The sequence below is a fragment of the Rubellimicrobium arenae genome (assembly GCF_017916275.1).
Classification (GTDB): domain Bacteria; phylum Pseudomonadota; class Alphaproteobacteria; order Rhodobacterales; family Rhodobacteraceae; genus Rubellimicrobium; species Rubellimicrobium arenae.
In genome coordinates this window covers 291,075-310,808 of the sequence record NZ_JAFMST010000006.1, presented here as the reverse complement: position 1 = coordinate 310,808, position 19,734 = coordinate 291,075, and the positions used below count along the sequence as shown (strand labels likewise).

Below are 19,734 nucleotides of genomic sequence, written 5' to 3'. Positions count from 1 at the left end.
GCCCTGATCCATCGAGCCCGAGGATGCGCCGGCTTGCCGCCCGCCCGGCTTTCGCGCACTGATCCCCCCGGGCCGGGAGACAGCCAATGACGAGTTCGCGCAAACGCATCTGGGGCTGGATGTTCTTCGACGTGGCCCAGCAGCCCTACGCGACGCTCGGCCTCACCTTCGTGTTCTCCCCCTACTTCGCCGAGGTCGCGGCCCGCCTGTTCACCTCCCAGGGCCTGTCTCCGGCCGCGGCGGGCGCGGAGGCCCAGAGCCTCTGGGGCGGCGCGCAGACGGTGGCCGGCCTGGTGATCGCCCTGAGCGCGCCCCTCCTGGGCGCCTACGCCGATGCCTCGGGCCGCAAGGTGCCCTGGATCGCCGCCTTCTCGGTCCTGTACGTCCTGTGCGCCTGGGGACTCTGGTTCCTGCACCCGGACGGGGCGAACCTCCTGCCCGTGCTCGTGGTTTTCTGGGTGGGCTTCGTGGCGGGCGAGGCGGCGCTCAACATCAACAACGCCCAGCTTCCCTCGCTCGCGCCGGAATCCGAGATCGGCCGCATCTCGGGCTCGGGCGCGGCGATGGGCTACTGGGGCGGGGTCCTGTCCCTGTTCCTGATGCTCCTGTTCCTGGCCGAGAACGGCCAGGGCACGACGCTCCTGAACCAGCCGCCGGCCTTCGGGCTGGACCCGGCGGCACGGGAAGGGACGCGCAGCGTCGGCCCCTTCATCGCCCTCTGGTTCGTGCTCTTCAGCCTTCCGTTCTTCCTCTGGTCCCGCGACGCCGCCGTGCCGGCGCGGCGCCCGTCGCTGCGGCAGGTCTGGTCGGACCTCGTGGGGACGATCCGCGACGTCGCGCGCCGTCCCTCGCTCTCCAGCTTCCTGGTCTCGTCGATGCTGTACCGGGACGGGTTGGGGGCGCTCTACAGCTTTGGCGGGATCTACGCGACGATCGTGCTGGAATGGACGATCATCCGCATCGGGGTCTTTGGCATCGTGTCCGCCATCGCCGCCGCGGTCGTGACCTGGATCGGCGGCCTGGCCGACCAAAGGCTCGGCCCCAAGCCCGTGATCGTCGCCAGCTGCTGGGCGCTGATCGCCGTCTGCTCGGTGATCGTGGGCGTGTCGCGCCATTCCGTCTTCGGCCTGCCCCTGGCCGAGGGCTCGATCCTGCCGGACCTGCTCTTCTTCCTGTGCGGAGCCGCGATCGGCGGGGCTGGCGGCGCGATGTACTCGGCCTCGCGGACGCTCATGGTCCGCCACTCCGACGCGGCCCGCGCGGGCGAGGCCTTCGGCCTGTTCGCGCTGACCGGCCGGGCGACGGCCTTCCTCGCCCCGGCGCTGGTGGCGCTTTGCACGGCGGTCACGGGTTCGGCACAGTGGGGCTTCCTGCCCGTGATCCTGCTTTTCCTTGTCGGTCTCTGGCTGCTACGGTTCACCGATCCCCAGGGAGACCGTGCCCGATCATGATGCCGCACACGCTCAAGGCCCTCGTCCTCCTCGTGCTTCTGGCCGCCTGTGGCGGCGGGAGCACCCCGAACGCCGGCCCGGCCGTCGCGGTCGTGGCCGACCAGCGCGTGGCCAAGGGCGTCTTCGGGGCGATGCCCCTGCCCTCGTCGCAGGCGCCGTCGCCGATCGGGGGCTATTCGCGCGGCTGCCAGGCCGGGGCGGTGCAACTCCCTGAGACGGGACCCACCTGGCAGGCCATGCGCCTGTCGCGCAACCGGAACTGGGCCCAGCCGACCACCGTCGACTTCCTCGCGGACCTGAGCCGGTACGCCGCCACGCTGCCCGGCTGGCAAGGCCTGTACATCGGCGACATGAGCCAGCCGCGCGGGGGCCCGATGACCTCCGGCCATGCGAGCCACCAGACCGGGCTCGACGCGGACATCTGGATGAACCCGCCCCAGCGCCTGAACCTGTCCGCCCAGGAACGTGAGAACCTTTCCGCCATCGACATGCAGCGGGGCGGCGGCGCCTATGTGAACGCCCGCTGGACCCCGGCCCATGAGGCCCTGCTGCGCCACGCTGCCGAGGATCCGCGCGTGGCCCGCATCTTCGTGTTCGCCGGCGCCAAGGTCGAGATGTGCCGGAACGCCACCGGCGACCGCTCCTGGCTCCGCAAGATCCGCCCCTGGTGGGGTCACAGCGAGCATTTCCACGTCCGCCTGAACTGTCCTCCCGGATCGAGCGCCTGCGCGGCGCAGGATCCCATTCCCCCGGGCGACGGCTGCGCCGAAGCGCAGGCCTGGGTGGACAACATCCTCAATCCCCCGCCACCGGATCCTGATGCCCCAGCCGCCGAGCCCCGCCGCGACCTCACTCTCGCCGACCTTCCGAGCCAGTGCATGGGCGTCCTGGCCAGCCGCTGACACCGTGATCCGGACCCTTCTTAGCGCCGCCCTCACGGCCGGGGGCCTTGCCTCGGCTGCCCTGATGCCCGCTTCGGGCGACACCCGGGGCGGGGCGACCTATCTCGGCACCTATGTCTGGCACGAGAAGTGGCGCAACTTCGGCGGCTTCTCGGCCCTCAAGCTCGCCGCGGACGGGCTGGCCTTCACCACCCTGAGCGATCGTTCCACGCTCGTCACCGGACACCTCGTGCGGGACGCCTCCGGGGTCGTCACGGCGGTGGAGGCGGACACGCATGTCTGGCTCCGCGACCGCGGGGGCCGTCACCTCGTGGGGGAGCGTGCGGACAGCGAAGGCCTGGCCGTCGGATCGGACGGCACCATCTGGATCAGCTTCGAAGGCATCGCCCGCGTACGGCAGGAGGGTCGCGACGGCGCCCTGCCGTTCCTGCTCCCCAACAGTCCGGACTTCGCGCGGATGCGGGACAACGCCTCGCTCGAAGCGCTGGCCGTCGACGCCGACGACGTGCTTTACACGATCCCCGAGCTTCCGTTCCGGGGGGAGGACGACTTCCCGGTGTACCGGTTGCGCGACGGCGCCTGGGACATCGCGTTCCGGATTCCGCAGCGCGACGGCTTTGCCGTGTCGGATGCGGATATCGGCCCCGACGGCCGGTTCTACATCCTCGAACGCGATTTCACCGGCCTGGGGTTCCGGTCGCGGGTGCGCCGGATGCACATGGACGGGAGCGCCGAGGAGATCCTCCTCACCACGCAGACCGGCACCCACGACAACCTCGAGGGGCTGGCCGTCTGGAACGATGGCCAAAGCCTGCGGGCCACCATGATCGCCGACGACAACCTCCGCTTCTTCCAGCAGACCGAGATCGTGGATTACCGCCTGCCGGATTGACGCGGCGGCCGGCACGGCGTATCGGGCGGCGCCCCTCGGGGCCAAGTGCCGCACCCTTGCCAAAACGGACCTCCTGATGCGCCTCCTGCCTGCCATCCTCGCCATGGCCGCGATCGTCGTGGCTTCCAACATCCTCGTGCAGTTCGTGATCGCGGGGGGCCTCCTCACCTGGGGCGCCTTCACCTATCCGTTCAGCTTCCTGCTCATCGACATCACCAACCGGACCTTCGGCCCCCGCGCGGCCCGGATCGTGGTGTTCTGGGGCTTCCTGACCGGAGTGCTCTGCTCGCTCGTGGGCTCGCAGATCGAGCTGGCCCCCGGCGTTCCGGCGGTGCCGCTCCGCGTGGCCGTGGGCTCGGGCGCGGCCTTCCTGGCGGCGCAGCTCCTCGACGTGGCGATCTTCCACTACTTCCGGCAGCGGGAATGGTGGCGCGCACCGATGACCTCGACCTTCGTGTCCTCCTCGCTCGACACGCTGATCTTCTTCTCCTTGGCGTTCGCCGCCATGCTGTCCTTCATCTTCCCGCAGGCCGCCAACGAGGCGGCGGGCTGGGCCCAGGGTCCGGTCCCGCTCCTGGGCGTGGGGCCGGACGCCCCGGTCTGGGTGTCGCTCGCCCTGGCCGACCTCGGTGTCAAGATCGCCCTCGCCTTGATCACCATGGTCCCGTACCGCCTGATTACAATGCGGTTGCAACAACGCGTGAGCTGAGCGTCATCCTTGAAACTCGGGGTTTGACAGACGCCTGGAAAAGCCCATCTTGGGAGTCAGGCGAAACCCTTAGAAAGGAGGTGATCCAGTGTCGAGAAAGAACCTGGAGAGAGGTGTCGGGACAGCGCGGGGGATCCGCGGCTGAGGCAGCCCTCAGCCCTACGGGAACCCGGGTGGATCTGACGGTCTAACCGACCCCACCTCCTGAACTTTCGAGGGGGCCGTTCCGATCGGAGCGGCCCTTTTCAATTGGGGGGCAGCAGCGTGGCCAGGACCTCGGCCTCGGCCTCGTCGATGGCCGACAGGATCTGCGCCTCGAAGTCCCCGCGCGAGACGGCCTCCTCGAGTTCGAGAAGGGCGTAGTCGCTGGCCACCCCGATGGCGAGGCCGCCCAGCACGCCTCCGACGACCGCTCCGATCGTGGTTCCGACGCCAGGCACCACGCTGCCCGCCAGGGCTCCCGCGCCAGCCCCTGCGGCGGTGCCGCCCAATCCTCCGGCGGCCTTGCCGACGGCCAGCTTCGCCACGGCTTCGGCCGCCAGTCCGACGGCCTCCTTCGCCAGCAGCTTGGCGATCAGCTTGCCCGCCACGGCGCCCGCCACCCCTCCGGCCAGCGAACCCGCGCTGCTGGCCGTCAGGCGCGCCTTCAGGGAGATCGTCTCCTGGTCGGGAGCGAGGGCGAGACGCGTCCCCGGGGCACGGGCGGTCACGACCGGCGCCGACAGGTCCGAGGGAAGGTCGCCGCACGCGGCGAGCAGCCGGTCCCGCGCCGTCCGAAGATCGGCGGGCAACGGCGCGTCCAGGGCAGCGACCGCCGCCCGCAGGGGCGCGAAAGCCTCATCGACACCCAGCGCCTCGGCCATCCGGCGCTCCAGGAAAGCCTCTCCGTTCCCGGCGATCAGGTGGAAGGTCCGCACATACTCGGCCGTCAGGCTGTAATAGCCGTCCAGGAACACGGGCACGCGCGCCCGCACGGCGTCGAAGCCGGCACGGGTCATGCGTTCGACCTCGCCGCGCCGCAGGGCGAGGATACGCTGGATCTGCCGGTCGAAGGCCTCCAGCCCGTCGAGCGTTCCGGGCGGGCAGGCGAGCTGGCCGATCTGTTCGGTTTCGACCATGCGGCGAAGGGCGGAAGGCGTGGGCGGCGCAGCGGCGCGCGTCGCGGGCGCCAGGTCCGCGGTGGGAATGAGCTGCGGTCCGGCCTCCCGCCCCCCGGGCGCGGAGAGCTCCCCGACCTCGGTGACCGCCATGGGGTGCTGGCGCAGGCTCGCCCAGGCCTCGGCCTCGGCCAGGCTCGACACCAGGATTCCCAGGAGAACCGTCAGGATCAGGGCCGCCACGGCCGCCCGTCCCGCGCCGACCGGGGGCGGGGTGTCGGCGGCCGATGCGCGAAGGATGCGCCGCGCCTCGCCCCAAGGCAGCAGAGCGGCGGCGAACACGCCCGCGGCCAGCCAGAACTGCCCGAAGGTGGCCCCCACGCGCCAGAACAGGGCCAGGGGTCCGACCTCCCCCTCGGCCCAGGCGAGCGCCCACAGACGCGCGCCGTTCCAAAGGCCCATCGTGTCGACCGCCCAAGCCAGCAGCGCCGAGGATCCCTCGTAATGGGGCTCGGCGGCGACCCGTTCGGCAAGGCTGGCCTCGCCCAGCGTCCCCAGCCCGGCCCATAGCGTCCAGGCGACCGTCAGGAACGCCGCGGTGACCGGAGGAGCGATCAGCAGCACCGGCCGAAGCCGCGCGTAGGGTCTGATCGCGCCGAGCGGCCGTCCGGCCAGCCAAGCCACCGGCCAGAGCACCACCGCCGTCGCGGCCATCCAGCCCCAGCCGGCCCACCCTTCGGCGATCAGGGTCCATCCCATGCTCCAGGCCGACAGGAGCGCCACGGGAACCCCGAGGATCTGCCGCCACAGGGCGCCCCCCAGGACCGGAGCCCACCAGGGAGACGCACCGTCCTGCAGCACGGCCCTTGCCTGGACCTTCCGTATCGCGGCCGGATAGGCCAGACCGACCCAGGCCGGACCGGCCGCCAGCGGCAGCAGAAGCAGGGCGGGCAGAAGGCCCAGCCCCGTGCCTTGCACCGCCAGTACGCCCAGTCCCCCGAGGACGAGGCCGGCCAGGATGCTATATCGGACGGGCGAGGAGATCATCGGCCTCCGGGATGACGGCCCGGGGGCCACGAGTCAACGAAAGGGTAGCGGCGTGCTGCGGATCAGCGACCATGTGACGATTCAGGACTGGGAGCTGACCGAGCAGTTCACCCGCGCCTCGGGTCCCGGGGGACAGAACGTCAACAAGGTCTCGACCGCCGTGGAGCTGCGCTTCGAGGCCGAGCGCTCGCCCTCCCTGTCCCCTCCGGTGAAGGCTCGCCTCCGCCGGCTCGCGGGGAGCCGCTGGGTCGGCGAGGAGGGCTCGGGCGCCATCCTCATCCGGGTCGAGGACACCCGGCACCAGGCCCGCAACCGCGAGATCGCCCGGGAGAGGCTGGCCGACCTCATCCGCGCGGCCCTGGTCGCGCCCAAGCGGCGGGTGCCGACCAAGCCGACGCTGGGAAGCGTGCGACGCCGGCTCGAGGCCAAGGCCAAGCGGAGCGAGGTCAAGGCCGGACGGAACGAACCGATCCGCGGCGAGGACTGAGGCCGCCTAGACGCGCACCTCCCGCGCCACCTGCTCCCCGACGCCGAAGACGCGCTTGTACCGCTCCACCTGGTCCTTCGGACCCATGGCCTTCTCCGGGTTGTCCGACAGCTTCACCGTGGGGCGGCCATCCGCCTCGACGGCCTTGCAGACCAGGCTGAAGGGGGCCAGGGCATCGTCCTCCACCAGCCCCGAGAAGTCGTTGGTCAGCAGGGTCCCCCAGCCGTAGGTCAGGCGGACCCGACCGGCAAAGCGGGCATGGAGCGATTCGATCTCCTCCACGTCGAGCCCGTCCGAGAAGACGATCAGCTTCTCGCGCGGGTCCTGCCCGTGGTCCTTCCACCAGCGGATCGCCAGCTCCGTGTTCTCCACGGGGTCGCCCGAATCGACGCGGATGCCCGTCCAGTTGGCGAGCCAGTCAGGTGCATTCTCCAGGAAGTTTCTGGTCCCATAGGTATCGGGCAGGATCACGAGAAGGTTGCCGTCATGCTCCTCCTGCCACTCCTCCAGCACCTTGTAGGGGGCCTGCCGCAGTTCCTCGTCGCTGTCGGCCAGCGCGGCATAGACCATGGGCAGCTCGTGGGCGTTGGTGCCGATGGCCTCCAGGTCCCGCTTCTTGGCGATGAGGCAGTTGGAGGTGCCGACGAACTTGTCGCCCAGCGCCTCGATCATCGCCTGCACGCACCAGTCCTGCCACAGGTAGCCGTGCCGCCGCCGCGTGCCGAAGTCGGCCAGGCGCAGGCCAGGGATGCGCTTCAGACGCTCGCCCTTTTCCCAGACGCGGGTCATGGCGCGGGCGTAAAGGACCTGGAGCTCGAACTTGCCCATGTCCTTGAGGACGGCGCGCGACCTGAGCTCCATGATGATGGACAGCGCCGGGATCTCCCACAGCATGACCTCGGGCCAGCGCCCCTCGAAGGTCAGGACGAATTGGCCGTCCTGCTTTTCGAGGTGGTAGGGCGGCAGGCGAAGGCTCTCGAACCATTCCATGAAGTCGGACGAGAACATCTGCCGCTTGCCATAGAACGTGTTCCCCCGCATCCAGGTCGACTCGCCGCGTGTGAGCTGCAGGCTGCGGACATGGTCCAGCTGCTCGCGCAGCTCGCCTTCGTCGATGATCTCGGCCAAGCGCACGTTCTGGGATCGGTTGATGAGCTGGAAGGTGACGTGCGTGTCGGGCTTGTTCCGGAAGACCGACTGGCACATCAGCAGCTTGTAGAAGTCGGTGTCGATCAGCGACCGGACGATCGGGTCGATCTTCCAGGTGTGGTTGTAGACGCGCGTCGCGATGTCGATCATTTGGCCACCGTGACCCCGGCCTCGGCCCAGCCGGCATGGGCGGCCGTCAGGCTGCCCGAAAGGTCGATCGCCCGTGTGAGATCCTCGCGGACGGTGACCCGGAAGCCGAGCCGCGCTCCGTCCAGGGCCGAGAAGTTGACGCAGAAATCCGTCGCAAGTCCCACAAGGGTCACGGTGTCGATCCCTCTTTCCCGCAGGTAGCCGGCCAGGCCGGTCGGCGTCGCATGATCGTTTTCATAGAAGGCCGAATAGCTGTCCACGCCGGGCCGGAAGCCCTTGCGGACGATCAGGTCGGCGTCGGTCCGGAGAAGGGGATGGAACTCGGCCCCATGCGTGCCCTGGACGCAATGGTCGGGCCAGAGGACCTGATGGCCGTAGGGCATCTCCACCGTTTCGTAGGGCTCGCGGCCCCAGTGCGACGAGGCAAAGGAGGAATGTCCCGCAGGATGCCAGTCCTGGGTCAGGATCACGGCCGGAAACTCGGCCATGAGGGCGTTGATGCCGGACACGATCCCGTCGCCGCCCGGCACGGCCAGGGCTCCGCCCGGGCAGAAGTCGTTCTGGACGTCGATGACGACGAGGGCTTCGTTCGCAGGTCGCATGGCGTTCCTCCCTCCCCATGGCGTGTCTGCCATGGGTAAGGAGGGCGCCGGACAGGGTCAACCTTTGGTGAGCCCGCCTCAGGTGTCGAGGTTGGCGACCGTCAGGGCGTTCTGCTGGATGAACTCGCGCCGTGGCTCCACGGCGTCGCCCATCAGGCGCGAGAAGATGTCCTCGGCCTCGGCCAGGTCGTCGATGCGCACCTGCAGGAGCGTGCGCGCATCGGGGTCGAGCGTGGTCTCCCAGAGCTGCTCGGGGTTCATCTCGCCCAGGCCCTTGTAGCGCTGCAGCGCAAGACCCTTCTCCCCCTCGGCCAGGATCGCCTTGAGAAGGTCGAGCGGCCCGAAGATCATCTGGCTCCGGTCCTTGCGGACCAGCGTCGCGGGCTTGTCATAGGTTTCGGCCAGCGTATCGCTATGCGAGCCCAGGCGACGGCTTTCGCCCGAGCGCAGCATGGCGCCGTCCAGGGTCCGCAGCTCCTCCACGCCCCGCAGCACGCGGCTCAGGCGAATGCCCTTGTCCTGCGTGACGCGGCCGCGCCAGCCCCTCTCGTACTCGAGGGCGATGAGGTCGAGCCGCGTCGCCACCGTTTCGGCCACGCCCTGAAGGTCGGCGTCCACCGCCCCGCTCCGGAAGGCGCCGGCGATGGCCGCCTGTTCGAGGATGTGGCGCGGGTAATGCGTGGGATAGGCATCAAGGCTGCGCTTCACGGCGCGCGCCTCCTCCACGACCCGAAGCAGGTCGGCTCCCGCGATCTCGCTGCCGTCGCCCAGCCGGAGGATGGCCCCTTCGACGCCCTGCTGGATCAGGTACTCGTCGAGAGCGGCCTGGTCCTTGAGGTAGACCTCGGACTTGCCGCGCGACACTTTGTAGAGCGGCGGTTGCGCGATGTAGAGGTAGCCGCCCTCGATCAGCTCGGGCATCTGCCGGAAGAAGAACGTGAGCAGCAGCGTCCGGATGTGCGCCCCGTCCACGTCCGCGTCCGTCATGATGACGATCTTGTGGTAGCGGAGCTTCGAGATGTTGAACTCGTCGCGCCCGATGCCGGTGCCGAGCGCCATCACGAGGTTGCCGATCTCCTGCGAGGACAGCATCCGGTCGAAGCGCGCCCGCTCCACGTTCAGGATCTTGCCCCGCAGCGGCAGCACGGCCTGGGTCCGCCGGTCGCGCCCGGTCTGCGCCGAGCCGCCCGCCGAGTCCCCTTCCACCAGGAAGACCTCGGTCTTGGACGCGTCCTTTTCGGAGCAGTCCTTGAGCTTGCCGGCCAGATAGTTGACGTCGAGCGCCGACTTGCGCCGCGTGAGCTCGCGCGCCTTGCGGGCCGCCTCGCGGGCGAGCGCCGCCTCGATGATCTTGCCGACGATGGCGCGGGCGTGCTGCGGATTCTCCTCGAACCATTCAGCCAGCTTCTCGCCCACGAGGTTCTCGACCGCCGGGCGCACCTCGGACGACACGAGCTTGTCCTTGGTCTGGGAGGAGAACTTCGGGTCCGGCACCTTGACGGACAGCACGCAGGTCAGTCCCTCGCGCGCGTCGTCGCCGGTGAAGTCGATCTTCTCCTTCTTGGCGATGCCCGAATCCTGCGCGTACTTGGTCAGCGTGCGCGTCAGCGCCGCCCGGAAGCCCTGAAGGTGGGTGCCGCCGTCGCGCTGGGGGATGTTGTTGGTGAAGGGCAGCACCGTCTCGTGGTAGGAATCGTTCCACCACATCGCCACTTCGACGCCGATGCCCGCCCGCTCTCCGGAGATGTGGATGGCGTCGGGGATGATCGGGGACTTGGAGCGGTCGAGGTACTTCACGAACTCCTTGACGCCGCCCTCGTAGTAGAGCTCGGCGCGCTGAAGCTCGGCCCCGCGGTTGTCCTCCAGGGTGATCTTCACGCCGGAGTTCAGGAAGGCCAGCTCGCGCAGGCGCGTTTCCAGCGTCTTGAAGCTGTATTCGAGGTTGGAGAAGGTCCCGTCCGGCCGATGCGTCTTGGCCGAGGCCAGGAAGCGCACCTCGGTCCCCTTCTCGCCCGGCCGGGCGTCGCCCACGACCTTCAGCGGCACCGCGGTCTCGCCGTTCTCGAAGCGGGCGTAATGCTCCTTGCCATTGCGCCAGATGCGCAGGTCGAGCCAGTCGGACAGCGCATTCACCACCGACACGCCCACGCCGTGCAGGCCGCCCGAGACCTTGTAGGAGTTCTGGTCGAACTTCCCCCCGGCGTGCAGCTGGGTCATGATGACCTCGGCCGCCGAGACGCCCTCTTCCTTGTGGATGTCCACGGGAATGCCGCGCCCATTGTCCCGCACGGAGACCGAGCTGTCCGCGTGGATCCGGACGTTCACCTCGGTCGCGTGGCCGGCCAGCACCTCGTCGATGCCGTTGTCCACGACCTCGTAGACCATGTGATGGAGGCCCGACCCGTCGTCGGTGTCGCCGATATACATGCCCGGGCGTTTCCGCACGGCATCCAGGCCCTTGAGAACCTTGATGGATTCGGCGCCATAGGCGGCGGCCGCAGCGGCGGTGTCGGACATGGTGAAAAGCCCTTCTGAAAGTCGTCGATCTTATAGGAGGGAGAGGGGGGAATGTCACCCCTTGGCCCTTGCAAATATGGGATTTTCAAATGGAATTACCACCCCTGCGGGGGTTCACGGGACAGGGATCGGAGGTCCCGTGCCGATGAGGCGGCCGCTGTCGCGAACCGACCTCCTGCCCCCGGGGCAGGGCCGGTCCCGACGGCGCGTCCGGCGCCCGCGGCAGCGGCGGTCGGGACCCAGGGCAGGCCCTTCCTGAGGGTCCATACGACGACCCGATCGGCGGGCCGCATGGCCCCAGGATGGCCGGGCTTGCGCCATCCTCGGGACGCGCCCGGGGGTCAGCCCGACGGCAGGGTCAGGCTGCCGTCCTGGGCCAAGGGCCAGAACGGGTTCATGGCGATTTCCCAGACATGACCGTCGGGGTCGGCGTAATAGCCGGAGTAGCCCCCCCAGGACACCGCCTGCGGGGTCTTGATAGGCTTGGCTCCGGCCTGCATGGCCCGGTGCCAGGCGGCGTCCACGTCCTCTTCGGCCGCGAAGTTCTGGGCGAGCGTGATCGCACCGGTCCCCAGCTCGCCGGACGGGCGGTCCTGATCGTCGGCCAGGTCCTCGAGCCCGAACAAGGCCAGCGCCGCGCCGTGCATCTGGTAGAAGGACACGCCGTCCTGCTCCTGCGCAGGCGACCAGCCCAGGGCGCGGTAGAAGGCCCGCGACCTGGCGAGGTCCCGCACCCCCAGGGTGATCAGGGTGACGCGCTGCTCGGGCAGCAGGTGGTGGTGGCTCATGGCGCGCTCCGTTCGCTCAGGATCGTGGTGCCGCCGTCCTCGGCGGTTTCCCAGTATTGCGCCCGTTCCCCCAATTCGGTGAAGAGCCCAGGTTCGGTCCCCGTCATGAAGGCCTGGAGCCCGAGCGCGCAGACCTCGTCGTAGAGCGCCGCGCGGCGTCCCGGGTCCAGATGCGCCGCCACCTCGTCGAGGAGGAGGATCGGCGCGGTCCCCTCCTCGCCCAGCGCCCGCGCATTGGCGAGGATGAGCGACACGAGCAGCGCCTTCTGCTCGCCGGTGGAGCAGTCCCGCGCGGCGACGCCCTTGGCCGTCCAGACCGCCTCCAGATCGGCGCGGTGCGGGCCCAGCAGGCTCCGTCCCGCCGCCATGTCGCGCCAGCGCCCACGCTCCAGCCCGGCCGCGAACAGCTCCTCCGAGGGAGGAATTGGGTCCTCGGGGTAGACGATCGACAGGGTGGCGGCGGGAAAGGCCGTCTCGGCCTGCCCCTGCGCCGCCATGAGCCGGTCCAGGGTGGCCGAACGGTTGCGGGCCAGTTGCGTCCCGGCCTGCGCCATCTGCGACTCGAGCGCCCCGTACCAGTGCGCATCCCGCGAGCCGTCCTTGAGCAGGCGGTTCCGCTCCCGCATCGCCTTTTCGTAGGCCAGCGACGCCTCGCCATGGTCCGGGAACAGGCTGAGCGCGGCGCGGTCGAGGAAGCGCCGCCGCCCCTCCGCCCCCTCCAGCCAGAGCCGGTCCATGGCGGGCACCAGCCAGAGCACCGGAATCAGCCGGGCGAGGTCGAGCTGCGACGCCGCCTTGCCGTCGATCCGCACGGTCCGCGCCTCGCCCGGAAGGGCCTGGGTCTCGACCTCGTGGGCGGCGCCGGGCATGTCCAGGCTGGCGGCGACCTTCCAGCCCACGCCCTCGGCCCGCCGGCCGACCTCCTCGGCTCCCGCGCGGCGCAGGCCCCGGCCCGGCGACAGGAAGGACACGGCTTCGAGGAGATTGGTCTTGCCCGACCCGTTCGGCCCCCAGAGCGCGACCGGGCGGCCGTCGAATGCCAGTCGCGCCCGCGCATGCGAGCGGAACTGCGACAGCGCGAGGGTTTGTACGTGCGGCCGGCTCACACCCGCATCGGCATCACGACATACAGCGCGGACTGGTCGTCGCCTTCGCGCATCACCGTCGGATCGCCCGAGGAGTTGAACAGGAACACCGCATTCTCGCGGTCCACCTGATGCGCGATCTCCAGGAGGTACTTGGCGTTGAAGCCGATCTCGAGCCGATCGTCGCCATATGCCACGGCGAGCTCCTCCTCGGCGGTGCCCTGGTCGGGGGCGTTGACCGACAGGATCAGGCGATCCTCGTCGAGGTTCATCTTCACCGCGCGCGAGCGTTCCGAGGACACCGTGGCCACGCGGTCCACGGCCTTGGCGAACTCCTTGGCGTCGACCTCCAGCCGGCGGGCGTTGGCCTGCGGGATGACGCGGGTGTAATCCGGGAAGGTGCCGTCGATGACCTTCGAGGTCAGGGTGATGGTGGGCGTCTCGAAGCGGATCTTGGTGTCCGAGACGGAGACCTTGATGACCGCCGCGTCATCGTCGAGGAGCTTGCGCAACTCCGCCACCGTCTTGCGGGGCACGATCACGCCGGGCATCCCATCCGCGCCCTCGGGCAGGTCGGCGTCGATGCGCGCCAGCCGGTGCCCGTCGGTCGCGACCGCCCGCAGCACGCGCTTGCCGTCCGCGCCCGCCGAGACGTGGAAGTAGACGCCGTTCAGGTAATACCGCGTTTCCTCGGTCGAGATGGCGAACTTCGACTTGTCGAAGAGCCGACGCAGCAGCGGCGCGGGCGCCTCGAAGTTGGTCGTGTAGTCGGGCGAGGCCATCTGCGGGAAATCCTCGACCGGCAGCGTCGAGAGCTGGAACGTGGACCGCCCCGCCTCGATGGTCAGACGCCCGGGCGCGCCCTGGGTCGAGAGCGTCACCAGCGCGCCGTCGCCCAGCTTGCGGACGATCTCGTTCAGCATCAGCGCCGCCACGGTGGTCGCGCCCTTCTGGGCCACCTGCGCGGGGGCGCTGTCCACCACCTCGACGTCGAGGTCGGTCGCGCGGAATCGCACGCCATCGCCCTCGGCCTCGATCAGGACGTTGGCGAGGATCGGGATCGTGTTGCGCCGCTCCACCACCGACTGCGCCTGCGCCACGGCCTTGGAGAGAACGGCGCGTTCGATGCTGAATTTCATTGGCTCTCTCCTTGTCCCTCCGGACTGCGCCGGGAGGCGAAACGTACAAGTTTCCCGGCGTGGCTCAAGAGGATTCAGGACTCCAGGGCACGCCGGAGCAGGTCCAGGTCATCGGCGATCTGCGAATCGACTCCCATCAGCTCCTCGATCTTGCGCACGCCGTGCATGACCGTGGTGTGGTCGCGCCCGCCAAAGCGGCGGCCGATGTCGGGCAGGGACCGGCTGGTCATGGTCTTGGACAGGTACATCGCCACCTGCCGGGGCCGGGCAAAGCTCCGCAGCCGCTTGGGCCCGATCAGGTCGGCAAGGCGGATGTGGTAATGCTCGGCAACCTTGCGCTGGATCTCCTCGATGGACACCTTGCGGTCGCTCGCGCGGAGCACGTCACCCAGGCAATCGCGGGCCAGGTCCAGCGTGACCTCGCGGCCGACAAGGCTCGCCTGCGCGCAGAGCCGGGTCAGCGCCCCCTCGAGCACCCGGAGGTTGGAGGTCACCCGCGCCGCGAGGAAGTCGAGGACGCCATCGGCGATCCGCAGGTTCGGATCGGTCGCGCGGGCGGCGGCCAGCTTGGATTGCAGCACGCCAAGCCGCAGCTCGTAGTCGGCGGGGTTCACCTGCACCACGAGGCCGGACTGCAGCCGCGAGGTCACCCGCTCCTCCAGGGCCGCGATCTCGACCGGGGAACGGTCCGCGGTCAGGACGATCTGCTTGCCCTGGTCCACGAGCGCGTTGAACGTGTGGAAGAACTCCTCCTGCGTGGAGTCCTTGCCGGCGATGAACTGGATGTCGTCCACCATGAGGACGTCCACGGCGCGGAAGACCTGCTTGAAGTCCATCATCTTGCGGTCGCGGAGCGCCGTCACGAAGCGGATCATGAACTGCTCGGCGGACAGGTAGAGCACCCGCGCCTCGGGGCGGCGGGCCCGCATCTCGTGGGCGATGGCCTGCATCAGGTGGGTCTTGCCCAGGCCGACGCCGCCATGAAGGAACAGCGGGTTGAAACCGACGGCATTGCCCTCGGCGATGCGGCGCGCGGCGGCATAGGCCAGCTCGTTCGACTTGCCGACCACGAAGCGGTCGAAGGTCAGCCGCGGGTCGAGGCGCATGGCCTCCTCGGCGGGCTCGGGCTGGGCGGACGGAGCCGGGGCCCCCATCGACGCACCGGCCGCTGCGGGAGCCGGGGACAGGACGCGCCCCTGCGGCGCGAAGATCAGGCGGCTCGCGGGGGTCCCGGCCTCGGCCAGAACGGTCAGGATCGCGTCCTGGAAGTTCCGGGCGACGTAGGACCCCAGGAAGGCCGTGGGCACGGTCAGCGTGGCCACCCCATCCTCGAGAGAGGCCAGGCGCAGGGGCGAAATCCAGCTCTGGAAGCTCCCGGCCCCCACCCGTTCCTTCAGCGTCGCCCGGCACCGCGACCAAAGAGCCTCGGGCCCTTCGTCCGTGCCGGCATGGATCGTCCCGAAGCCCGCGCCATCGGCCATGTCATCGTCCTCGCATCGAGCGGGCCATGCCCGCCGGTCCCCCAGGACCTTGCCCCGTTTCACGTCCAGGACATTGTGGGGGTGACGAATGACATCGCGCCCCGCCCGACAGGCAAAGCACGCTGGCCAGGGCCGCGTGGCAGCGCAGCCCCTTCGTCCGATCGGCGCGGCACGACCTCAACGACGGACCTGGCAGGGCCCGCCTCCGTCCCTTGCGCCACCCTGGCAGGGGTGGGGCAAGGAGATGCCACGCAGATCCCTTCATTCCCCCAGGAACGACTGGAATCGCAGGACTGAAGCTAGCAAGGTCATGGGGTCCCGCAACCGAACAACTTGCTTGACGCCCGAGTCACGCGACTCGAATCGAAGCGGGCCGGAGCGTGTATTCGTGACTCCTCAGGATTCTGCAGAGTCGCGTCACAGGCTTGTGACGGAGTCGCCCGGGACTCGAAATTTTCTACCAACCGGCTGGAACCTGCCGGTTCGGCCTCTGGACAAACGAAAAGGGCGCGTCCTTTCGGACGCGCCCTTTCTCATGCCGCGAGTCGCTGCGACTCAGGCGGACACGCTGGTGGCCACGCCGGTCGCCTTCACACGGGCGGCCAGGCGGGACATCTTGCGGGAGGCGGTGTTCTTGTTGACCACGCCCTTGGACACACCGCGCATCAGCTCGGGCTGGGCCTGGCGCAGCGCCTCGCGGGCGGCCGCGTTGTCGCCGGAGGCGATCGCCTCCTCGACCTTGCGGAGGAAGGTGCGGATGCGCGAACGGCGCATCTTGTTGATCTTGAAGCGGGCCTCGCTCTGGCGGGCGCGCTTTTCGGACTGGGGCGTATTGGCCATGTGATGTCGTCCCGCGGCAGGGGTTGGAATTCTTGAAGCCGCGTCCCTAGACGGGATGTGGGTAACTGTCAACCGGGCTAGCGCTGGCAGTCCGGGCAATAATAGGTGGAACGCCCGGATTGCACGATCCGGCGGATGGTTCCCGGGCACCCCTCCGTCCGGCAGGGATTGCCCTCCTGATCGTAGACCCGGAAGGCGTGCTGGAAATAGCCAAGCTCGCCGTTCGCCTGCCGGTGGTCCCGGAGCGAGGACCCTCCCGCCTCGATGGCCTCCTCGAGAACCTGCCGGATGGCCGGAACCAGGCGCTCCAGCTGGTCGCGCCCGATCTGCCCGGCCGCGCGCGTCGGGCTGATGCCCGCCCGGGCCAGCGCCTCGGAGACGTAGATGTTGCCCAGCCCGGCCACGATCCCCTGGTCGAGAAGCGCCGCCTTGATCGGCGCGGCCTTCCGCTCGAAGGCTTGCGCCAGCGTGTCGGCCGAGAAGCCGTTGCCCAGCGGCTCGGGCCCGATGGACCGCAGCAGGCGGTGCCCGGCCAGGTCCCCGCTGGGCCAAAGGTCCATCGCGCCGAAGCGGCGGGCGTCGTTGAAGGTCACCCGCCCGCCCCCTTCCATGTCGAGGATGACATGGTCGTGCGGCCCCGGCGCGGCGCCCACGTCGTGGTGGAACTCGCCCAGGACCTGTCCGCCCACCAGCATCCGCCCCGACATCCCCAGATGCACGATCAGCGTCTCGCCGGTGTCGAGCTCCAGCAGCAGGTATTTGGACCGCCGGCCGAGCCCCAGCACCCGCGCGCCGGTCAGCCGCTCCGCCATCCGCTCCGGGAAGGGCCAGCGCAGGTCCGGCCGGCGCACCTCGGCGCGCTCGATCCGGCGGCCCTCCATCACGGGGAGGAGGCCGCGGCGCACCGTCTCGACCTCGGGCAGCTCGGGCATCGAAGGGTCCTTTCCTGATGGGGCCGTCCTCTATAAGGACCCGGGCGCAGGGCCAGACAAGCCTTGGCAAGTCACGACCGCGCGCCATCCTCCCGCGCGCATCCCAAGCGAGCCGATCATCATGCCGGACGAGACCCGACCCGACCCCAACACCCATTTCGGATTCGAGACCATCCCCGAGGCTGAGAAGGCGGGGCGCGTGCAGGGCGTCTTCACCTCGGTGGCCGCGCGCTACGATCTCATGAACGACCTCATGAGCGGCGGCCTCCACCGGCTCTGGAAGGACGCGATGATCGACTGGCTCGCGCCGCGCCCCGGGATGACGGGGCTCGACGTCGCGGGCGGGACCGGCGACATCGCCTTCCGCATCCTGCGCCGCGCGCCGCGCAGCCGGGTCACCGTGCTCGACCTGACCGAGTCGATGCTGGTGGAAGGGCGCCGCCGGGCCGAGGCGCAGGCCCTGGGGGACCGGCTGTCCTGGGTGGCCGGGGATGCCATGCGGCTGCCGTTTCCCGACGGGACCTTCGACACCTACACGATCTCCTTCGGCATCCGGAACGTGACCCGGCCCGAGGTGGCCCTGTCCGAGGCCTTCCGGGTCCTGCGGCGCGGGGGCCGGCTCCTGGTGCTGGAGTTCTCGCGCGTGCCGGTGCCCCTCCTGGAAAAGGCCTACGACCTTTACTCCTTCAACGTGATCCCGCGCATGGGGCAGGCGGTCACCGGCGACCGGGCGAGCTACCAGTACCTCGTCGAATCGATCCGCCGCTTCCCGGACCAGGACAGCTTCCTGGGCATGATCCGGCAGGCGGGCTTCGCGAACGCGGGCTATCGCAACCTGACGATGGGCGTGGCCTGCCTCCATTCCGCCTGGAAGGTCTGATGCGCGGGCCCATCAACATCGTTCGCCTCCTTCGCACGGGGGCCACCTTCGAGCGGACCGGGGCCATGACCCTGATCCTGGACGCGTTCCACGCGCCCCCCCTGCTGCGGTCCGTGGTGCGGGGGCTGGTCCTGCCCTTCCGCTGGATGGGCTACCCGGGCGACCCCACCATGCCGCCCGCCACCCGGGCGCTGACCGCGCTTGGCCCGGCCTACATCAAGTTCGGCCAGGTCCTGTCCACCCGCCCCGACGTGGTGGGAGAGGAACTGGCCCGCCAGCTCCGGGTGCTACAGGATCGCCTGCCCCCCTTCCCGACCGCCGCCGCCAAGGCCGCCATCGCCACCGAGCTCGAACGCCCGGTGGAGGCCATCTTCTCCGAGTTCTCGGACCCCGTGGCCGCCGCCTCGATCGCCCAGGTCCACCGCGCGCGCCTGCGCACCACCGGCGAGGAGGTCGCTGTCAAGGTTCTCCGCCCCGGCATCGAGCGGGCCTTCCGTCGCGACATCGACGCCTTCCGCTTCGCGGCCCGGACGCTGGACCTGCTCGTGCCCGCCGCCCGCCGCCTCCGCCCGCGGGACGTGATCGCGCATTTCGAAGGCGTGGTGCGGGGCGAGCTCGACCTCCGGCTCGAAAGCTCCGCCGCCTCGGAGTTCGCGGACAACACGGCCCATGACGAAGGCTTCCGGGTGCCCGCCATCCGCTGGGCCTATTCGGGCCGGCGGGTCATGACGCTCGACTGGGTTGAGGGGATCGGCGCCGCGGACGTGGACGCCATCCGGGCCCAGGGGCACGACACGGCCGCCCTGGCCCGGCGCGTGCTCCAGCTCTTTCTGCGTCATGCGCTGCGCGACGGGTACTTTCATGGCGACATGCACCAGGGGAACCTCAAGGTCGACATCGACGGCAACCTGGTGGCCTATGATTTCGGCATCATGGGGCGGATCGACGAGTACACCCGCCGGGTCTACGCCGAGATCCTGATCGGCTTCATCCGCCGCGACTACCGCCGCGTGGCCGAGGTGCATTTCGAGGCGGGCTACGTGCCGGCGGACCGTGACATCGACCAGTTCGCCCAAGCCCTTCGCGCCGTGGGGGAACCCATCTTCGGCATGGATGCGTCCCACATCTCGATGGGACGCCTCCTGGCCTATCTGTTCGAAGTCACCGAGCGGTTCGGGATGCAGACGCGCACCGAGCTCATCCTGCTCCAGCGGACGATGGTGGTCGTCGAGGGCGTGGCACGGACCCTGGATCCGCGCATGAACATCTGGGACGGCGCCCGCCCGGTGGTCGAGGGGTACATCCGCGACTCGCTGGGTCCCGTGGCCTTTGGCCGCGACCTCGCCAGGACGGCGTGGATCCTGGCGCGTTTCTCGCCCCGTTTGCCCGAACTGGCGCGCGCGAGCCTGATCCGAACGGCCACGCCCCCCACGCCCTGGCGCATCGGCCCGCTGCTGGCCCTGCTCTACATGGCTGCGGGCGCGGCGCTCGTGGTCCTGGGCGGGATGCTGGGGTCCTTCTAGAGCGGCCCAAGACCCCGCATGGGCGTTCGACCGCCAGCACCGGAGGCGCCTGCGCTGCGGCGG

General features: G+C 69.7%; 17 protein-coding genes. 7 read left to right on the top strand and 10 right to left on the bottom strand.

Annotated features, from left to right (window positions below; translation table 11 throughout):
• Positions 1-86: 86 nt before the first annotated feature.
• The 4 genes from J3P31_RS11850 to J3P31_RS11835 all read left to right on the top strand — a co-directional run bounded on the left by J3P31_RS11850 (position 87) and on the right by J3P31_RS11835 (position 3,954).
• Positions 87-1,451, top strand: coding sequence for an MFS transporter (locus tag J3P31_RS11850; RefSeq protein ID WP_210528647.1), 1,365 nt, complete (start codon positions 87-89; stop codon positions 1,449-1,451).
• A complete protein-coding gene (gene mepA, locus J3P31_RS11845; protein WP_210528700.1) occupies positions 1,451-2,353 on the top strand; it encodes a penicillin-insensitive murein endopeptidase in 903 nt (300 codons plus the stop codon). The genes J3P31_RS11850 and mepA overlap by 1 nt, the downstream gene beginning before the upstream one ends.
• 4 nt (positions 2,354-2,357) lie before the next feature.
• Positions 2,358-3,245 carry an esterase-like activity of phytase family protein gene (locus J3P31_RS11840; RefSeq protein WP_368373069.1) on the top strand — a complete coding sequence of 296 codons (888 nt, stop codon included), beginning with the start codon at positions 2,358-2,360 and terminating at the stop codon, positions 3,243-3,245.
• Between the two features lie 76 nt (positions 3,246-3,321).
• Complete coding sequence (locus tag J3P31_RS11835; RefSeq protein ID WP_210528646.1) at positions 3,322-3,954, top strand: queuosine precursor transporter; 633 nt, start codon at positions 3,322-3,324, stop codon at positions 3,952-3,954.
• Positions 3,955-4,199: 245 nt separating this feature from the next.
• Here the strand turns inward: J3P31_RS11835 and J3P31_RS11830 are convergent, their stop codons facing one another.
• Positions 4,200-6,098, bottom strand: coding sequence for a hypothetical protein (locus tag J3P31_RS11830; protein ID WP_210528645.1), 1,899 nt, complete (start codon positions 6,096-6,098; stop codon positions 4,200-4,202).
• A gap of 52 nt (positions 6,099-6,150) precedes the next feature.
• On the opposite strand from J3P31_RS11830, the gene arfB reads away from it, so the two are divergent.
• Positions 6,151-6,585, top strand: a complete 435-nt coding sequence (gene arfB, locus J3P31_RS11825; RefSeq protein WP_210528644.1) for an alternative ribosome rescue aminoacyl-tRNA hydrolase ArfB — start codon at positions 6,151-6,153, stop codon at positions 6,583-6,585.
• 6 nt (positions 6,586-6,591) lie between these two features.
• Here arfB and pncB read toward each other — a convergent pair whose 3' ends face one another.
• The 9 genes from pncB to mutM all read right to left on the bottom strand — a co-directional run bounded on the left by pncB (position 6,592) and on the right by mutM (position 17,268).
• On the bottom strand, positions 6,592-7,884 hold the full coding sequence (gene pncB / locus J3P31_RS11820; RefSeq protein WP_210528643.1) for a nicotinate phosphoribosyltransferase: 1,293 nt from the start codon (positions 7,882-7,884) through the stop codon (positions 6,592-6,594).
• Positions 7,881-8,486 (bottom strand): bifunctional nicotinamidase/pyrazinamidase, encoded by a 606-nt coding sequence (pncA, locus tag J3P31_RS11815; RefSeq protein WP_210528642.1) that lies wholly within the window; start codon positions 8,484-8,486, stop codon positions 7,881-7,883. Before pncA ends, pncB begins: the two co-directional genes overlap by 4 nt.
• A gap of 78 nt (positions 8,487-8,564) precedes the next feature.
• A complete protein-coding gene (gyrB, locus tag J3P31_RS11810) occupies positions 8,565-11,003 on the bottom strand; it encodes a DNA topoisomerase (ATP-hydrolyzing) subunit B (RefSeq protein WP_210528641.1) in 2,439 nt (812 codons plus the stop codon).
• A gap of 341 nt (positions 11,004-11,344) precedes the next feature.
• Positions 11,345-11,773, bottom strand: a complete 429-nt coding sequence (locus J3P31_RS11805) for a VOC family protein (protein ID WP_210528698.1) — start codon at positions 11,771-11,773, stop codon at positions 11,345-11,347.
• Positions 11,774-11,787: 14 nt separating this feature from the next.
• Complete coding sequence (gene recF, locus J3P31_RS11800; protein WP_210528640.1) at positions 11,788-12,897, bottom strand: DNA replication/repair protein RecF; 1,110 nt, start codon at positions 12,895-12,897, stop codon at positions 11,788-11,790.
• Positions 12,894-14,015, bottom strand: coding sequence for a DNA polymerase III subunit beta (gene dnaN, locus J3P31_RS11795; protein ID WP_210528638.1), 1,122 nt, complete (start codon positions 14,013-14,015; stop codon positions 12,894-12,896). The genes recF and dnaN overlap by 4 nt, the downstream gene beginning before the upstream one ends.
• Positions 14,016-14,089: 74 nt before the next feature.
• The gene (gene dnaA, locus J3P31_RS11790; protein ID WP_210528636.1) at positions 14,090-15,496 is read right to left on the bottom strand and encodes a chromosomal replication initiator protein DnaA; all 1,407 of its coding nucleotides are present in this window, start codon (positions 15,494-15,496) and stop codon (positions 14,090-14,092) included.
• A 555-nt stretch (positions 15,497-16,051) separates the two neighbouring features.
• Positions 16,052-16,336, bottom strand: a complete 285-nt coding sequence (gene rpsT / locus J3P31_RS11785) for a 30S ribosomal protein S20 (protein WP_210528635.1) — start codon at positions 16,334-16,336, stop codon at positions 16,052-16,054.
• Between the two features lie 77 nt (positions 16,337-16,413).
• A complete protein-coding gene (gene mutM, locus J3P31_RS11780; protein ID WP_210528632.1) occupies positions 16,414-17,268 on the bottom strand; it encodes a bifunctional DNA-formamidopyrimidine glycosylase/DNA-(apurinic or apyrimidinic site) lyase in 855 nt (284 codons plus the stop codon).
• 121 nt (positions 17,269-17,389) lie between these two features.
• Here mutM and ubiE point away from each other — a divergent pair, with 121 nt between their 5' ends.
• Both ubiE and ubiB read left to right on the top strand, forming a co-directional pair.
• Positions 17,390-18,148: a bifunctional demethylmenaquinone methyltransferase/2-methoxy-6-polyprenyl-1,4-benzoquinol methylase UbiE gene (gene ubiE / locus J3P31_RS11775; RefSeq protein ID WP_210528630.1), complete on the top strand. Its 759-nt coding sequence runs from the start codon at positions 17,390-17,392 to the stop codon at positions 18,146-18,148.
• The gene (gene ubiB, locus J3P31_RS11770) at positions 18,148-19,671 is read left to right on the top strand and encodes a 2-polyprenylphenol 6-hydroxylase (protein ID WP_210528629.1); all 1,524 of its coding nucleotides are present in this window, start codon (positions 18,148-18,150) and stop codon (positions 19,669-19,671) included. Before ubiE ends, ubiB begins: the two co-directional genes overlap by 1 nt.
• The last annotated feature ends 63 nt before the right edge of the window (positions 19,672-19,734 follow it).

Excerpts from the sequence above, each read along its gene's own strand:
- J3P31_RS11850 (WP_210528647.1), top strand. The coding sequence starts at position 87 with ATGACGAGTTCGCGCAAACGCATCTGGGGCTGGATGTTCTTCGACGTG.
- mepA (WP_210528700.1), top strand. The coding sequence starts at position 1,451 with ATGCCGCACACGCTCAAGGCCCTCGTCCTCCTCGTGCTTCTGGCCGCC.
- J3P31_RS11835 (WP_210528646.1), top strand. The coding sequence starts at position 3,322 with ATGCGCCTCCTGCCTGCCATCCTCGCCATGGCCGCGATCGTCGTGGCT.
- J3P31_RS11830 (WP_210528645.1), bottom strand. The coding sequence starts at position 6,098 with ATGATCTCCTCGCCCGTCCGATATAGCATCCTGGCCGGCCTCGTCCTC.
- pncB (WP_210528643.1), bottom strand. The coding sequence starts at position 7,884 with ATGATCGACATCGCGACGCGCGTCTACAACCACACCTGGAAGATCGAC.
- pncA (WP_210528642.1), bottom strand. The coding sequence starts at position 8,486 with ATGCGACCTGCGAACGAAGCCCTCGTCGTCATCGACGTCCAGAACGAC.
- gyrB (WP_210528641.1), bottom strand. The coding sequence starts at position 11,003 with ATGTCCGACACCGCCGCTGCGGCCGCCGCCTATGGCGCCGAATCCATC.
- dnaN (WP_210528638.1), bottom strand. The coding sequence starts at position 14,015 with ATGAAATTCAGCATCGAACGCGCCGTTCTCTCCAAGGCCGTGGCGCAG.
- dnaA (WP_210528636.1), bottom strand. The coding sequence starts at position 15,496 with ATGGCCGATGGCGCGGGCTTCGGGACGATCCATGCCGGCACGGACGAA.
- rpsT (WP_210528635.1), bottom strand. The coding sequence starts at position 16,336 with ATGGCCAATACGCCCCAGTCCGAAAAGCGCGCCCGCCAGAGCGAGGCC.
- mutM (WP_210528632.1), bottom strand. The coding sequence starts at position 17,268 with ATGCCCGAGCTGCCCGAGGTCGAGACGGTGCGCCGCGGCCTCCTCCCC.
- ubiE (WP_210528630.1), top strand. The coding sequence starts at position 17,390 with ATGCCGGACGAGACCCGACCCGACCCCAACACCCATTTCGGATTCGAG.
- ubiB (WP_210528629.1), top strand. The coding sequence starts at position 18,148 with ATGCGCGGGCCCATCAACATCGTTCGCCTCCTTCGCACGGGGGCCACC.